Origin of the sequence: Microbacterium sp. NPDC087591 (assembly GCF_044743625.1) — a bacterium.
Lineage (GTDB): Bacteria > Actinomycetota > Actinomycetes > Actinomycetales > Microbacteriaceae > Microbacterium.
The window spans coordinates 351,976-367,442 of sequence record NZ_JBIUWU010000001.1; the positions used below are offsets into that span (position 1 = coordinate 351,976).

Below are 15,467 nucleotides of genomic sequence, written 5' to 3' on the forward strand. Positions count from 1 at the left end.
TCGTTCCCCGGAGTCTCCCATGCGTCGCACCAGCCGCGTCATCGCCCTGTCCGCAACCACCGCCCTCGTCGCCGTCCTCGCGGCCGGCTGCTCCTCGGCGCCGTCGACGTCGGCCGACGGCGGCTCGACCGCCGCGGAGAAGAAGACGATCACGATCGGCTTCAACCCCGGCCCCTACCTCGAGATGTTCACCGAGGGCATCGAGCCGATCCTCGAAGAGGAGGGCTACGCGGTGGAGACGAAGGACTTCACCGACGGCGTCATCGTCAACGTCGCACTCAGCGATGGAGAGATCGACGCAAACATCATGCAGCACCCGGTCTACCTCGAGGCGATCAACCAGCAGGAGGGCCTCTCCAACGCGGCGCTCGTGCAGGTGCCGGGACCGCCGATGGCGCTGTTCGGCGGCAAGAAGGCCACCCTGGACGAGGTCGGCAAGGGGGCAACCGTCGCCGTGCCGAACCAGCCCGCGAACCAGTACCGTGCGCTCAAGGTGCTCGAGTCGATCGACTGGGTGACCCTGTCCGACGACATCTACCCGGCCACGACCTCGTTGGCCGATGTCGTCGAGAACCCTCACGACCTCTCCTTCGTGGAGATGGAGAACGCACAGCAGGTCCCCGCCCTGGCAGACGTCGACTACAGCGTGATCCAGGGCAACTTCGTCGTCTCCGGAGGCCTCAAGCTCACCGACGCGCTGCAGCTCGAGGATCTCACCGACGAGTTCTCCGTGGTCGTCGCCGTCGATGAGAAGAACCTCGACACCGACTGGGCGAAGGCGATCGAGGCGGCGTACGAGTCGGATGCGTTCGCCGAGTACATCGCATCGAACTCGCAGTACGAGGGCTACCACCTCCCGGCCGCTCTGGAGCGCTGATGACGGCGTCGGGTCAGGAACTCGGCGCCACGGCGTCCGCCCTGACGACCGCCGTCCGCCTGGTCGGGGTGACGCGTCGCTACGGACGCGGCGGTGAACAGCTCACCGCCCTCGACGATGTCACCGTCGAGGTTCGTCGCGGAGACATCTTCGGCGTGATCGGACACAGCGGCGCCGGCAAGAGCACCCTGGTCAGGATGGTCAACGCGCTGGAAGCGCCGACGTCCGGGATCGTCGAGGTGGATGGAGTCGATCTCGCCTCGCTGTCGACCGCCGAGCTGCGCGCGGCGCGCAAGCACACCGCCATGATCTTCCAGCAGTTCCAGCTCCTGGACACCGTGTCGGTCCTGGACAACGTCGCCCTGCCGCTGCGACTCGACGGCGTCGCACGACGCGAGGCCCGCGAGCGCGCCACAGAGGCGCTGGAGTTCGTGGGACTCGGTTCGCGACTCGGCGCCTACCCCGGCCAGCTCTCCGGCGGCCAGAAACAGCGCGTCGGAATCGCACGCGCGATCATCCGCAACCCCGCGGTGCTGCTGTGCGACGAGGCGACGAGTGCCCTGGATCCCTCGACCACCCTCCAGATCATCGACCTGCTCAGAAGGGTGAACCGGGAGTACGGAACGACGATCCTCGTGGTCACGCACGAGATGGACGTGATCAAGAACCTCTGTCACTCCGTCGCCGTGATGGAGGGCGGACGCATCGTCGAGCAGGGCACGGTGATGGACGTCTTCGTGCGCCCGCAGACCGCGATCGCGCAGGCGTTCGTCGGAACCGTCATCCCGCACGAGCTCCCGGACCGGGTGCGACGTGCCGTGGGCGGCGACCCGCTGTGGCGGCTGAGGTTCATCGACGAGGAGGTGACGAGTCCGATCGTCGGCGCTCTCATCTCCGACTTCGGCCTGCGCGTGAACATCCTGCACGCCGACATGACCGATATCCAGGACCGCACGGTCGGCCACATGGTGGTCCAGGTCGAGGGTGACGACAGCCAGCGCCAGGCCGCCTTCCGCTACTTGTCCGACAGGATCGTCAGCGTCGAGGAGGTCATCCTGTGATCGACACTCTGCTCACTCCCGAGCTCTTCTTCGAAGCGCTCGGCGAGACGCTATACATGCTGGGGATCTCGCTCTTCTTCGGGTCGATCCTCGGCATCCTCCTCGGCATCGCCGTCGTGGTGACCCGCCCCGCAGGGGTACTCCCCAACGCGGTGGTCTCCTTCGTGCTCAACGCGTTCATCAACGTCGTGCGGTCACTCCCGTTCATCATCCTGCTCGTGGCGATCCTCCCGTTCACCCGACTGGTCGTCGGAACGTCCATCGGGGTGAACGGCGCGCTGGTCCCCCTCATCCTCATGGTCGCGCCCTACATCGGGCGGCTCGTCGAGAACTCCCTGCTCGAGGTTCCCGAGGGCATCGTGGAAGCCGCGAAGTCGATGGGTGCGACACCCGTGCAGATCTTTGTGCGGTTTCTGCTCCCGGAAGCACGGGGCTCTCTCGTCCTCGCCCTCACGACGGCGACGATCGGCCTGCTCGATGCGACCGCGATGGCGGGAACGGTGGGCGCCGGCGGAATCGGAGATCTCGCGATCTCCTACGGGTATCAGCGATTCGATGGGATCACGATGCTCGTCACCGTGGTGACGCTCGTCGTGATCGTGCAGCTCATCCAGTTGTTCGGCACCCGCCTCGCCCGGAAGCTGAGACGTCGATGACGGTGCTGCGCGCGGCGGCACGGGTCGAGAACCTGCCTCCGAACTTCTTCGGTGCGCTCGACGGCGCCGTCGCTCGGGCGCGCGCGGCGGGCCTGGACGTGATCGATGTGTCCAAGGGCAACCCCGATCTGCCGACTCCGACGCACATCGTCGCGGCGATGCAGGCCGCGGTGGCTGATCCCGCCAACCACGGATACCCCGCGTACCGGGTGCGCCCCGCGCTCTCACACGCGATCGCGACGCGGTATCGGGAGGATCACGGCGTCCTGCTCGATCCGGACACGCAGATCGCCGCGTTCCACGGCTCGCATGAGGCACTGATGGCCGCGATACTCGGACTCGTCGACCCGGGGCGCACGCTCGTGGTGCCCGATCCCGGATACCCCGCCTATGCGACAGCGGCCGAGCTCGCGGGCGCCGAACTGCGCACGGTGCCGCTGGATCGAGCGCGCGGATACCAGCCGGATCTCGCCGCGCTGAGCGATCTCGACGACGCGGCGGCGATCCTGCTCAACTACCCGCACAACCCCACCGGAGCAGTCGCCACCGCATCGACGTTCGACGACGCGATCACGGAGAGCGCACGACTCGGCGCCGTCCTCATCAACGATTTCGCCTACTCGTCGCTCGGCTACGATGCACGCCCCCTCTCGGCACTGACGGTCGACACGACCAGAACGGTCGAGGTCTCCACGCTCTCCAAGACCTACAACATGGCCGGATGGCGGATCGGCTTCGCCGTCGGCGCTGCCCCTCTCATCGCAGCGATGCGGAGGTACCAGGCACACGCCTTCAGCACCATCTTCGGAGCGACGCAGGATGCCGCGGCCGCGGCTCTGGACGGGGATCAGGAGGTCGCGCACGACCTCGTGACCACGTATCTCGCCCGCCGCGACCTCGTCGTCGATGCGCTCGTCGCCCAGGGCTGGGACGTGGTCGCCCCGGCCGGAACCTTCTTCGTGTGGGTGGGGCTCGGCGGCGACGACGATGTCGCCTTCGCGGACCGCCTGCTCGCCGAGCACGGCGTCGCGGTCGCCCCTGGCAGCGGCTTCGGCGCCGGTGGCGCCGGCTTCATCCGCATCAGCCTCGTGCATCCGCAGGATCGTCTCCACGAGCTCGTCGAGCGGTTCGCCGTGGCGAAGGGGGCACGGCGATGACGCGTGCGCGTGTGCGACCGGGGCCCGCGATCGTGCACTCCGGCATCGGCGCGATCGACGAGCTGCCCGAGCTGCTGCGCCGAGACGGCGTCACCCGGGTGCTGTGGGTGCACGGCGCCCAGGCTCTTCGCGCCGCCACGCCGTTCCTTCCTGATCTCGGCACCGTCGAGATCATCGATGCCGGGTTCACGAGCGAATGCAGCCCCGCCGAGATCGCCCGCCTTCAGCACCTCGCCACGGCAAGAGGCGCTGACGCGGTGCTGGGGATCGGCGGCGGAAAGGTGCTCGACACCGCAAAGGCGGTCGGGCATCCGCTCTCCGTGCCCGTCTACCTCGTGCCGACGCTCGTCAGCACGTGCTCGGGGTGGTCGGCAGTCAGCGTGTACTACGACGAGGAACATCGTCACCTCGGCCACGAGATCTGGGACACACCGACCCGTGGACTGCTGCTGGATCCGCGGATCGTGTTCGACTCGCCCGTCGCGCTGTTCGTCTCCGGCATCGCGGACACCATCGCCAAGCACGTCGAGACCCGCGCGGCATTCGATCGATCAGATTCCGCGGACACGCTGACGGCGTTCGGCGGGCTGGCCGCTGCGCGCTGCGGAGAACTCATCTCCCGCCACGGAATCACGGCGGTCGATGACATGCGCCGAGGAGTCCGCAGCGATGCGTGGACCATGCTCGCCGAAGCGTGCGTGATCACGGCCGGCCTCGTCGGCGCGCTCGGCGCCGAAGCCGGCAGTGCCACCGCCGCACATCCGATCGGTGACGCCCTCAGTGCCTTCGCGCCGACGCGCGACCTCCTGCACGGAGTGAAGGTCGCGTACGGCATCCTCGTGCAGCTCGCCTACGAGCGCCGCTGGGAGGAGATCGACCGCATGAACGAGCTGTACGCGGCCCTGGGACTTCCCCGCTCGCTGGCGGACCTCGGGCTCTCGGTGCAGGATCCCGCGACGCTCGACACGATCGCCGAGATCGCGACAGGAGAGCACTCGAGCGCCCGCCTCCTCACTCCCCCGCCGTCCGCCGCCGATCTCATCGCCACCATGCACGCCCTCGAAGTCCGTCAGTCCCGGCTCGACAACGTCGTGCTCGCACACCATCCCCTCGCCCCCCCCGTTGAAAGGAACATCCCCATGGCCGAAGTCGAAAGCTTCACCCTCGACCACACCGCGGTCCTCGCGCCCTACATCCGCCTGATCGCGGTCGAGAAGGGGCCGCGCGGGGATGCGATCTCGAACTTCGACGTCCGTTTCGTGCAGCCGAACGAGGGCGAGATCCCGACCGCTGGTCTGCACACCATCGAGCACCTGTTGGCGAGCCTGCTGCGTGACCACCTGGACGGCGTGATCGACATCTCCCCGTTCGGCTGCCGAACAGGATTCCATCTCATCACCTGGGGGGAGCCGGCCGTCGCCGACGTCGCGCATGCCGTGCGCGAGAGCCTCGCGGCGATCGCCACCGACATCACGTGGGAGCAGGTCCCCGGCGTCGATGAGATCAGCTGCGGGAACTACCGCGACCACAGCCTGCACAGCGCACGCGAATGGTCGAAGCGGATCCTCTCCCAGGGCATCAGCCTGGACGCCTTCTCCCGCGTGGGCGTCTGACGTGTTCGAGGAGCTGCGCGGACGCGTGGTCCTGGTCACCGGCGGGGCGAGCGGCATCGGGGCCGGCATCGTCGATGCCTTCCTCGCGGCCGGGTCGACCGTCATCGGAGCGGACCTCAGCGCTGCAGAGGGAGGACTGCACGAGGGCCGGGAGCGGGAATGGACGGTGCGTCTCGACGTGTCGGACGAGAACGCCGTCGTCGCCGCACTGGATGCGATCGAGGAGCACGTGGGCCCTGTCGACGTCGTCGTGACGGCCGCGGGGACCTCGACTCTGGCCTTCGCGACGGAGACCACCGAGCAGGAGTGGGATCGCAACCTCGATGTCAACGCGAAGGGCTCGTTCCTGGTGGCCAAGCACGTGGCCACGCGCCTCGTCGCCGCCGATCGGAAGGGACGGATCATCTTCATCGCCTCACAGGCCGGTAAGAACGGCTATCGCGGGATGACCGCATACGTGGCGTCGAAGCACGCGGTGCTCGGGGTGACGAAGAGCATGGCGGTCGAGCTGGCTCCGCGCGGCATCCTCGTGAACGCGATCTGCCCGGGGATCATCGAGACGCCCATGAAGCACCGCGAGCGCATCGAAGGCGGCGCCATCCGTGGGATGTCCGCCGAGGAGGTCGCCGCAGAGGATCGTTCCCAGGTTCCGCTCGGACGGACGGGGACCCCGCAGGACGTGGCCGGAGTCGCCCTGTTCCTGGCCAGCGATCTCGCCGGCTACATGACGGGGCAGGGACTCAACGTCACCGGAGGCATGACGATGCACTGAACAGCATCGTCACGCCTGTCGCGTCACGTGCGCTCGTCGCCGTCGTCGCCCTCACGGACGATCGGAAGGTCGGCATCCGTCTCAGTGGCCTCGTCGGCGGCGCGCGCGGCCTCCTCCGCGTCGAGCTCCTCGCGCACCTCTTCGCGATAGCGCACCCTGCGGATACGGCGGTTCATGTCCCAGATCAGCAGGATGACCGCGATCACGATGAAGACGATCACCGCGAAACCGACGAACCCCGGGGTGACCGCCTCCGGTGCCACCGTCATCGTGGGCGTCGGCATCGGGGTCTCGGTCAGAGCGAGCATGTGTCGGCCTTTCGTGCGCAGGTCGCATAACCTGGAAGTACCAGCCTAACGACCGGAAGACCCCTCCCGTGACGACAGCAGCACAGCTCGACGACCGATACGGCCGCACGCGGAAGCGTCGGGGACCCTGGATCGTGGGAATCGTCATCGCCGCACTCGTGGTCGGAGCGTTCAGCTGGATGACCGTGAACCAATCGATGTCCTCCGTCGACGCCGACGATCTGGGCTTCGACCTGGTCGATGAGCATTCCGTGGACGTCCGGTTCCAGGTGACCGGAGTGCAGGGCAAGGACGTGGTGTGCATCGTCGAGGCTCTCGATGAGGAGTTCGGCGTCGTCGGCTGGAAGCTGGTCGACATCGCCGCGGGAGACAGCCATTCGACGGCCGTCTCCACCACCGTGCCGACCGTCGCCGCGGCCACCACAGGTTTGGTGAACACCTGCTGGGTCGCTTAGACTCTTCGCAGACAGACGACGCCCTGGCACCGTGCCGGGGCGTCTTGGCATATCCCCCGCAGTCCGTGGCCGGGATACCGAAAGAAGGAGCTTCGTCATGTCCACCGACGCTCAGGTTCCCTTCCTCACGCAGGAAGCGTACGACCGTCTCGTCGCCGAGCTGGAGCACCTGTCCACCTTCGGTCGCGAGGAGATCGCCAAGCGCATCGAGGCCGCCCGCGAAGAAGGCGACCTCAAGGAGAACGGCGGCTACCACGCGGCGAAGGACGAGCAGGGCAAGCAGGAGGCCCGCATCCGCACGCTCGAGGGGCTGCTCAAGACCGCGAAGGTCGGCGAGGCTCCGGCCAGCCGCGGCATCGTCGAGCCCGGCACGGTCGTCACGGCCGTCGTCGCCGGCGGCGAAGAGGTCTTCCTGCTCGGCAGCCGAGAGATCGCGGCAGGCAGCGACCTCGACGTCTACAGCGAGGCGAGCCCGCTCGGCCAGGCCATCCTCGGGCTCAAGGTCGGCGAGAAGTCGTCGTACGAGGCTCCGAACGGCCGCTCGATCGCGGTCGAGATCGTGAACGTCGAGACGTACACCGGCTGATTCCGCACGCAGACGAAGAACGCCCCTCCGGCCGTGGTCGGAGGGGCGTTCTGCGTCTCTGGGGTCGCGCGGCTCAATCCGGGACGAGGATGGGCTCGAACCCGGCGGCACGCAGCGTGTCGAGCGTGTGCTCGGAGTGCTCTGGCCCGCGCGTCTCGACGCTGAGCTCGAGGATGACGTCGCTGATCTGCAGTCCGTGACCGTGCCGCGTGTGCATCGCCTCGATCACGTTGGCGCCGGCCGCAGCGATCAGCTCGGACACCCGTGCCAGCTGTCCTGGGCGGTCGGGAAGCGGGATGCGGATCGTGAGGTAGCGACCGGAGGCGGCGAGCCCGTGCGAGACGACGCGCTGCAGCAGGAGCGGGTCGATGTTGCCGCCGGACAGCACCGCCAGGGTCTTGCCCGTCGCGGGCACCTTGCCCGCGAGGATCGCCGCGACGCCCGCCGCACCGGCGGGCTCGACGACGACCTTGGCCTGCTCGAGCAGCACCAGGATGGCGCGGGCGAGATCGTCATCCGACACGGTGACCACCTCGTCGACGAGGTCCTTGATGATGTCGAACGGGATCGCGCCGGGACGCGCGACGAGGATGCCGTCCGCGATCGTGGGACGCGTGACGATGTCGACGGGGTGCCCGGCCTGGAGGGACGGCGGCACGGCAGCGGCGTTCTCCGCCTGCACGCCGATGATGCGGACCGTGCGGCCCAGCTCGGCGGCGCGGGCCTTGACGGCGGCGGCGACCCCGGCGATGAGTCCTCCCCCGCCGATGCCGAGCACGATCGTCTCGACGTCGGGGGCGTCCTGCAGCAGTTCGAGCCCGAGCGTGCCCTGACCGATCACCACATCGCGGTGATCGAACGGCGGGATGAGCACCGCGCCGGTGCGCTCGGCGAACTCGGCGGCGAGTCGGAGCGAGGTCGCGACCGTCTCACCCTCGAGCACGACATCGGCGCCGTAACCGCGCGTGGCGAGCAGTTTGGGCACGGGAACGCCCAGCGGCATGAAGATCGTGGCCGAGATGCCCAGCTCCTGCGCCGCGAGCGCGACGCCCTGCGCGTGGTTGCCGGCGGACGCGGCCACGACACCGCGCGCGCGCTCCTCGGCGCTCAGGCGGGACAGCCGGTACGCCGCACCGCGGATCTTGAACGACCCGGTGCGCTGCAGATTCTCCATCTTCAGCACGACAGGCGCCCCGAGGATGTCGGAGAGGGCCCGCGACGGCAGCGTCGGCGTGTGCGAGATCACCTCAGCCAGACTCTGAGCTGCGTACTCGAACTCGGCCAGGCTGGGGACTTCGCTCATTGATTCCTCCGTCTCCGCTCACGCGGTACTGTGCTCCAGATCAGATCTCCGCTCGGGTCGACGCCCGTGCGCCACGACCCGGTGCTCAACGTCACCGCAGCGACGTTGACGAACGCCGCCAACGGCACGGCGAACAGCGCGCCGGGGATGCCGGCGATCATGGCGCCACCCGCGACGACGAGGACGACGGCCAGCGGATGGACCTTCACGGCGGATCCCATCAGGATCGGCTGCAGGATGTGTCCTTCGAGCTGCTGCACTGCGAGCACGACGAGGAGCATCCACAGCGCGATCCAGGGACCGTTGTAGACGAGGGCGAGGAACACCGCGAAGGCACCCGTGACGACGGCACCGACGATCGGGATGAACGAACCGAGGAACACCAGCACCGCCACGGGCAGCGCGAGCGGCACCTGCAGCAGGAACGCGCCGAGGCCGATGCCGACCGCGTCGATCGTGGCGACGAAGAGCTGCGTCCTGGCGTAGTTGACGATGGTCTTCCAGCCGTTGCGCGCGGCGCCGTCGACCGCCTGGCGTCCGTTGCGCGGGAACAGCTTGAGCGTCCAGCGCCAGATGCCCGCACCATCGGCGAGCAGGCAGATGAGGATGAACAGGGCGAGCACGGCACCGGTTGCCACGTGGCCGACCGTCGTGCCGATCGCGAGCGCACCGGACCACAGCACCTGCGCCTGCTCGTTGAGCATGTCGAGGCCCTGCTGGAGGTAGTTCGCGATCTGCGTGTCCGACAGGTTGAGCGGTCCGTCGTGGAGCCACACCTGGAACTCGTCGAACGCCGCAGCCGAGCTCTTCTGCACGTCGGGCAGCTGGACGCGCACCTGCCAGATGACGAGCCAGAGGAGTCCGCCGACGATGGCGGCTGTGCCCAGCAGCGACACCAGGATGGCCAGCCACCGCGGGAACCGGTGACGCAGCATCCAGTCGAATGCCGGCCACAGCAGAGCCGTGATGAGGATGCCCACCATGAGCGGGATCACGAGCAGCTTGAGCAGCATGACCAGCCAGATGAACACGCCGATGGCCGCGGCGATCAGCAGAAGCCGCCAGGCATAGCCCGCGGCGACCCGCAGAGTGATCGGCACCGCCTCGTCGGCTTCGGTCGTCACCGTGCGGTCTGTCGTGACCGGGCGCGGACGGAAGAGATCCCTCAGCCTGGGCCGCTGCTCGTCGCTCATCGCCCAAGTCTACGGCGATCACGGGAGCGCTCGTCGCCGCGAGTCGGATGTCGTCGGCCGGCGATACGCTGACGGCGTGACAGACACTCTCAGTCCCGCCCAGGCGCGACGGATGGCGCTGGCCGCTCAAGGCTTCACGCGCGCACGTCCGCGCTCGGTCACCGCCGCGCACATCCATCGCCTGATGGACCGCATCGGGGTGCTCCAGATCGACTCGGTGAACGTGTTCGCCCGTTCGCACTACCTCCCTCTGCTGTCGCGGCTGGGAGCCTACGATCCCGCACTCCTCGACAGGGTCTTCCTGTCGCGCACGACCCATTACGTGGAGTACCTGGCTCATGAAGCCACCTTCATCCCGATCGACGACTGGCCGCTCTGGCGGTTCCGGATGGACGACTTCCGCCGCCGGTGGTCGTCGGAGGACTCCTGGATGAGCGGCAACGCCCGCACCGTGCAGTGGGTGCAGGACGAGCTGCGCACGCGCGGACCTCTCCGCCCCGTCGACCTCCGTGCAGACGCCCCGCGCGAACGCGGCACGTGGTGGGACTGGGATGACGTCAAGCTCGCTCTGGAGCACCTCTGGCGCACCGGCGACGTGGCGATCAGCGGACGCAGGGGTTTCGAGCGCACGTACGCACTCGCCGAGCAGGTGATCCCGGAGCGCATTCTGCTGCAGGACATCCCGCGCGATGAGGCGATCCGCACGCTGATCGGTCGTGCTGCCCGCTCGTCCGGCGTGGCAACGCAGTCCGATCTCGCCGACTACTACCGGATCCGCGATCGAGCGGCGGTCACGCAGGCGATCGCGGACCTCACGGCGTCCGGAGAGCTGCTTCCCGTTCGGGTGCGGGGGTGGGACCGCGGCGGGCGCCCGCTGCCCGCCTGGCGCCACCGCGACGCCGTGCTCCCCCGCCGGGTCGACGCGGCCGCCGTGCTCACCCCCTTCGATCCGGTGGTCTGGTTCCGCGACCGCGCTCTGCGCGCCTTCGACCTCGATTACCGCATCGAGATCTACGTGCCGGCCGAGAAGCGCCGCTACGGCTACTACTCCCTCCCCGTGCTCGTGGGCGACCGGATCGTGGCCAGGGTCGACCTCAAGGCGGACCGCGCGGCGTCGACCCTTCAGGTGCAGTCGGCGTGGTGGGAGCCGCAGTCGCGGCCGGAGGATGCGGAGCGGATGGCGCAGGAGATCGCGCTCGCTGCCAGCTGGCAGGGCCTGGAACACGTGTCGGTGTCGGGCTGGGGCGACGCCGCGGACGCTGTCCACTCCGCCCTCGTCGGCGGTGCCGCGGCATCCGTGCGCCGGCACGCGCACGCCAGGGAGCAGACCGGATGACCCGGCGCGGCGTGCGGGTGCTCACCGGTCTGATCGGGCTGGTGCTGCTCATCGGGGCCGGACTGTGGATCTGGCAGGTGTCGAGTCGTCCTGCGTCGGCAGAGGACACGGCGCTCTCGTACCTGCGCGCGCTCGAGTCCGGAGATGCTGCCGCCCTCGCCGCCGTGAGTACAGCGGCGCCGGAGACCGCCCTGACAGCATTCGCCGCCGCGGACGAGCGCATCGGGGATGTGACGACGACCGCGGTGGAGCAGAGCGGTGACACCGCGACAGCGGAGGTCGCCTTCGTGCTCGCCGGCGAGAGGCACACCGCGTCGCTGCCGCTGTCGCAGGTCGAGGGCAGCTGGCGCATCGACGCCGCCGGCCTCGGATCCCTGCGCGCCGATACGACGGCGGGGTCCTTCGTCAGGATCGGCGACGCGACCTTCGCGATCGGCGAGAAGGTCGCCCTATTCCCGGCGGTCTACACGGTCACCCCGGCACCCCGCGACCTTCTCTCGGGTCAGGCGGACGTGATCGTGCTGCCCGGGGAGTCGGCGGCGGTGTCGCTCGATGCGGCTCTGCTCCCCGAGGCGACGGAGGCGGCTCAGACCGCGTTGGACGAGCACCTCGCAGAGTGCACGACCGGTGGGGCCGACGTCCCCTCCGGGTGCGGTATCCGCATCCCCTGGGGCACGGAGTTCCGCGCGGTCAGCGACATCCGCTACCGCATCGAGACCCCGCCGTCCCTCACGCTCACCCCGACGGGATTCGACGCGGAGGACGGGGTCCTGATCGCGACCGTCACCGGCACCGGGCAGGACGGCACCCCCCGCACGACGACCTACCGCACCGAGTCGTGGCTTCTGCGCGGAGATGCCTCGTTCACCGAGACGAGCGTCGTCCTCTCGCCGTGGTGACGCAGGCCGTCGTGGTCAGAACTGGACGCGCGGCGGCTCCGAGATCGCACCGCTGTCGGCGACCTCGAAGAACTCCCGCTCGGTGAAGCCGAGACCCTTGGCGAACAGGTTGTTGGGGAACACCTTGATCTTGGTGTTCAGCTCTCGCACGCCGCCGTTGTAGAAGCGACGGGCCGCCTGGATCTTGTCCTCGGTGTCGACCAGAGCCTGCTGCACCTGGAGGAAGTTCTGGCTGGCCTGCAGCTGCGGGTACGCCTCAGCGACCGCGAACAGGCTCCGCAGCGCCTGCTGCAGGTGTCCTTCGGCGATGCCGGCGGCACCCGGGCTGCCGGCATTCAGAGTCTCGGCCCGCGCTCGGGTGACGTTCTCGAACACGGCCTTCTCGTGCGACGCATATCCCTTGACCGTCTCGATGAGGTTGGGGATGAGGTCGGCTCTTCGCTTCAGCTGCACCGTGATGCCGCTCCACGCTTCGTCGACTCTGACGTTCAGCTGCACCAGCGAGTTGTACGTCGCCCACAGATAGATCCCGACCAGCAGAATCACGCCCACGACGATCAGTACTGGCACAAGCCATTCCATCAGAGGCCCACCCTTCCTCGGTTTGTCTCATCCTATCGGCGCTGTCTGCACGTGTACTGGGCGCAGTGCTCGCCGCGGCTGTGAATCCGCCTCAGGCTCCAAGCACACGTTCGAGATAGCGGTTGCCGAAGCGGCGCTCCGGATCGAGCCGGTCCCGGAGCGCGAGGAAGTCGTCGAACCGCGGGTAACGCCCTCGGAGCTGCTCGGCATCGAGCGTGTGGAGCTTGCCCCAGTGCGGGCGACCGCCGTGCGCGAGCATGATCTCCTCCACGGCTTCGAAGTACACCGTGGGGTCGGCACGCCAGTAGCGGTGCACGGCGATGTACCCCGATGCGCGGCCGTGCGCGGTCGAGAGCCACCGGTCGTCCTCGGCGGCGAACCGCACCTCGATCGGGAACTCGATCCGCCAGCCGCGCTGCGCGATCAGCGCCTGCACAGCGCGGAACGCCGACACGACGTTCTCCGCAGGCAGCGCGTACTCCATCTCCCGGAAGCGCACGGTGCGACTCTGCGTCAGCACCCGGTTCGACAGATCGGTGTACTCGCGGTTTCCCGTGAGCCTGACCGCCAGACGGCTGAACGGCGGCGTCACGGCGGGCACCACCTGTCCCGCGGCGCACACCACCCGGTACACGCCGTTGGAGAGCAACGTCTCGTCGATCCACTTTCCGACGATCGGGAGCGGCTGCCGCACCGTGGACTCCGGGAGTCGTGTCTGCCGCTTGGTGAGAGCGACGTCAGTGTGCGGGAACCAGTAGAACTCGAAGTGATCGGACGCCGCCACCCTCTCGTCGAGCGTCGCGAGCACGTCGTCCAGAGGGGCGGGCTCGTCGATCGCGTGCATGACGAACGCGGGCACGCACTGCAGCGTCACCTCCACGATGATCCCGAGCGCGCCGAGGCCGAGTGCGACAGCCGGCAGCAGCTCGCTGTTCTGCACCTCATCGATGCGCAGGAACTCGCCCGCTGCAGTGACCAGGGTGATGCCGACGACCTGAGCCGCCAGACCGCCGTAGCCGGCGCCTGTCCCGTGGGTGCCCGTGGAAATCGCGCCCGAGATCGACTGACGATCGATGTCCCCGAGGTTCTGCATCGCGAGACCGTAGGGGGCCAGCAGTCCGGGGATGCGGTGCAGCCTCGTGCCGGCGAGGAGCGTCACCCGGCCGGTGGCGGCATCTGCCGCGACCAGCCCCTGCAGGTCGTCGAGCTCGAGCAGGACCCCGGGAGCGACAGCGATCCCGGTGAAGCTGTGCCCGGCGCCGACCGCCTTGATGGCGAGTCCCTGGGATGCGGCGGCCACGACGGCGCGCTGCACCCCCTCCGGGCTTCTCGGCCGCTCAACCCGCACCGGTCGGACCGATGCCGAACGCCCCCAGTTCTGCCACGTCCCGCCGATCCTCGTCACAGGAACGCCTTTCCCTCACCGCGATACGTGGGCAGCTCATCGATGACCTCGTCGCCCGACACCAGGTGATACTGCTCGATGCGCTCGGCCGGCTCGCCGCTCTTGGAGTGCCGGAACCAGACCCGATCACCTACGCCCAGGCTGGACGCGGCCTTGCCCTGGAGCGGAGTCTGCACTTCGCCGGCCGCCTCGCGCGGCAGGGTGTGCAAGCCCTGCGGCCACGCGGGCAGAGGCTGCCGCGAGGCCACGGGAGGTCCTGAGGCGATCCATCCACCGCCGAGCACGGTCGCGATGTCGGCGGCAGGGCGTCGGACGACGTCGAACGCGAACGCCGAGGCGGGCGCCGGCTGGAACGAGCGATAGCCGTCGAACAGGTGACCGCCGAGCAGACCGCTTCCGGCGCTGGCCTCGGTCAGGGACTCGTCACTGCCGGTGAACTCGAGCGAGCCCGTGCCGCCGCCGTTGATGATCTCCAGCGCTGCGACGCCGCTCACCGCCTCGACGATGGCCGCCCGCCGCTCCCGCAGTTCCGCGCGGGACCGTGCCTGCACGAGGCGGATCAGGGGGGCATCCGGTCCGGCGTCGTCCCCCTGACCGGCGATCTGCGCGTCGTACATCTGCAGACCCACGAGACGGAAGCCCGGTCGCGCGACGACCTTGCGGGCGAAGGCGACGACCTCGCCCGCGCTGAACAGCGCGGAGCGACGCACACCGATGTGTCCGAGGACAGCCGAACGCCAGGAGGCGTCCACATCGATCGCGACCCGGATCTCCGGGCGCTCCCCCGGACCTGCCACGCTGTCGATGACGTCGAGATGCACGGGGTCGTCGATCATGAGCGTGATGCGCTGTGCGGCGTGCTCATCCGCGAAGAGCTGCGCGAGACCGGCGCGGTCGACGGTGGGATACCCCAGCATGATGTCGTCATGGTCTTCGGCGAGCCAGAGCGCTTCGGCGAGCGTGAAGGCGAGGATGCCGCGGTATCCCGGCAGTCGCAGCACCGCATCCAGCACCGCCCGCACGCGAACCGACTTGGAGGCCACACGGATGGGGAGCCCACCCGAGCGGACCAGCAGATCCATCGCGTTGTAGCGCAGCGCCTCCCGATCGATCACCGCAACCGGGGCGGGAAGATGGCCGGTCGCGGCGGAGAGTCGCGGCCAATACCGAGCGGGATCCTCCCACTCCGGGGCGACAGCGAGGGTGCCCTCGACGGGGCTCAGTTCATCGGTGAGATCGAGCACTCCCCCACCCTACGGCCTGA

16 protein-coding genes are annotated in these 15,467 nt (G+C 68.8%); 10 read left to right on the forward strand and 6 right to left on the reverse strand.

Annotated features, from left to right (window positions below; all coding sequences use genetic code 11):
- The first annotated feature begins 19 nt into the window (after positions 1-19).
- The 6 genes from ACIOVG_RS01665 to ACIOVG_RS01690 are packed head-to-tail and all read left to right on the forward strand — an operon-like array spanning position 20 to position 6,136.
- A complete protein-coding gene (locus ACIOVG_RS01665; protein WP_400868412.1) occupies positions 20-877 on the forward strand; it encodes a MetQ/NlpA family ABC transporter substrate-binding protein in 858 nt (285 codons plus the stop codon).
- Entirely contained in the window at positions 877-1,938 is a 1,062-nt protein-coding gene (locus ACIOVG_RS01670; protein ID WP_400868414.1) for a methionine ABC transporter ATP-binding protein, read from the forward strand. Before ACIOVG_RS01665 ends, ACIOVG_RS01670 begins: the two co-directional genes overlap by 1 nt.
- Positions 1,935-2,594, forward strand: a complete 660-nt coding sequence (locus ACIOVG_RS01675; RefSeq protein ID WP_400868416.1) for a methionine ABC transporter permease — start codon at positions 1,935-1,937, stop codon at positions 2,592-2,594. The genes ACIOVG_RS01670 and ACIOVG_RS01675 overlap by 4 nt, the downstream gene beginning before the upstream one ends.
- A complete protein-coding gene (locus ACIOVG_RS01680) occupies positions 2,591-3,751 on the forward strand; it encodes an aminotransferase class I/II-fold pyridoxal phosphate-dependent enzyme (RefSeq protein WP_400868418.1) in 1,161 nt (386 codons plus the stop codon). The genes ACIOVG_RS01675 and ACIOVG_RS01680 overlap by 4 nt, the downstream gene beginning before the upstream one ends.
- Positions 3,748-5,364: an S-ribosylhomocysteine lyase gene (locus ACIOVG_RS01685; RefSeq protein WP_400868420.1), complete on the forward strand. Its 1,617-nt coding sequence runs from the start codon at positions 3,748-3,750 to the stop codon at positions 5,362-5,364. Before ACIOVG_RS01680 ends, ACIOVG_RS01685 begins: the two co-directional genes overlap by 4 nt.
- Before the next feature lies 1 nt (position 5,365).
- The gene (locus tag ACIOVG_RS01690; protein ID WP_400868422.1) at positions 5,366-6,136 is read left to right on the forward strand and encodes an SDR family oxidoreductase; all 771 of its coding nucleotides are present in this window, start codon (positions 5,366-5,368) and stop codon (positions 6,134-6,136) included.
- Between the two features lie 23 nt (positions 6,137-6,159).
- Here the strand turns inward: ACIOVG_RS01690 and ACIOVG_RS01695 are convergent, their stop codons facing one another.
- Positions 6,160-6,444, reverse strand: a complete 285-nt coding sequence (locus ACIOVG_RS01695; protein WP_400868424.1) for a hypothetical protein — start codon at positions 6,442-6,444, stop codon at positions 6,160-6,162.
- A 68-nt stretch (positions 6,445-6,512) separates the two neighbouring features.
- Here ACIOVG_RS01695 and ACIOVG_RS01700 point away from each other — a divergent pair, with 68 nt between their 5' ends.
- Both ACIOVG_RS01700 and greA read left to right on the forward strand, forming a co-directional pair.
- The gene (locus ACIOVG_RS01700; protein ID WP_400868426.1) at positions 6,513-6,899 is read left to right on the forward strand and encodes a DUF4307 domain-containing protein; all 387 of its coding nucleotides are present in this window, start codon (positions 6,513-6,515) and stop codon (positions 6,897-6,899) included.
- A 97-nt stretch (positions 6,900-6,996) separates the two neighbouring features.
- Positions 6,997-7,485 carry a transcription elongation factor GreA gene (gene greA / locus ACIOVG_RS01705; protein ID WP_247629568.1) on the forward strand — a complete coding sequence of 163 codons (489 nt, stop codon included), beginning with the start codon at positions 6,997-6,999 and terminating at the stop codon, positions 7,483-7,485.
- Positions 7,486-7,558: 73 nt separating this feature from the next.
- Here the strand turns inward: greA and ilvA are convergent, their stop codons facing one another.
- Complete coding sequence (gene ilvA, locus ACIOVG_RS01710) at positions 7,559-8,788, reverse strand: threonine ammonia-lyase (RefSeq protein WP_400868429.1); 1,230 nt, start codon at positions 8,786-8,788, stop codon at positions 7,559-7,561.
- Positions 8,785-9,981, reverse strand: a complete 1,197-nt coding sequence (locus tag ACIOVG_RS01715) for an AI-2E family transporter (RefSeq protein ID WP_400868431.1) — start codon at positions 9,979-9,981, stop codon at positions 8,785-8,787. The genes ilvA and ACIOVG_RS01715 overlap by 4 nt, the downstream gene beginning before the upstream one ends.
- A 76-nt stretch (positions 9,982-10,057) precedes the next feature.
- Between ACIOVG_RS01715 and ACIOVG_RS01720 the strand changes: the two genes are divergently transcribed.
- Positions 10,058-11,317, forward strand: coding sequence for a winged helix-turn-helix domain-containing protein (locus tag ACIOVG_RS01720; protein WP_400868433.1), 1,260 nt, complete (start codon positions 10,058-10,060; stop codon positions 11,315-11,317).
- Entirely contained in the window at positions 11,314-12,216 is a 903-nt protein-coding gene (locus ACIOVG_RS01725; protein WP_400868435.1) for a hypothetical protein, read from the forward strand. The genes ACIOVG_RS01720 and ACIOVG_RS01725 overlap by 4 nt, the downstream gene beginning before the upstream one ends.
- Before the next feature lie 15 nt (positions 12,217-12,231).
- Here the strand turns inward: ACIOVG_RS01725 and ACIOVG_RS01730 are convergent, their stop codons facing one another.
- From ACIOVG_RS01730 to ACIOVG_RS01740, 3 genes are all read right to left on the reverse strand, one after another.
- Complete coding sequence (locus tag ACIOVG_RS01730) at positions 12,232-12,798, reverse strand: LemA family protein (protein ID WP_141872626.1); 567 nt, start codon at positions 12,796-12,798, stop codon at positions 12,232-12,234.
- Between the two features lie 91 nt (positions 12,799-12,889).
- On the reverse strand, positions 12,890-14,203 hold the full coding sequence (locus tag ACIOVG_RS01735) for a D-arabinono-1,4-lactone oxidase (protein WP_400868437.1): 1,314 nt from the start codon (positions 14,201-14,203) through the stop codon (positions 12,890-12,892).
- The gene (locus ACIOVG_RS01740) at positions 14,200-15,447 is read right to left on the reverse strand and encodes an amino acid deaminase/aldolase (RefSeq protein WP_400868439.1); all 1,248 of its coding nucleotides are present in this window, start codon (positions 15,445-15,447) and stop codon (positions 14,200-14,202) included. Before ACIOVG_RS01740 ends, ACIOVG_RS01735 begins: the two co-directional genes overlap by 4 nt.
- Positions 15,448-15,467: the final 20 nt, after the last annotated feature.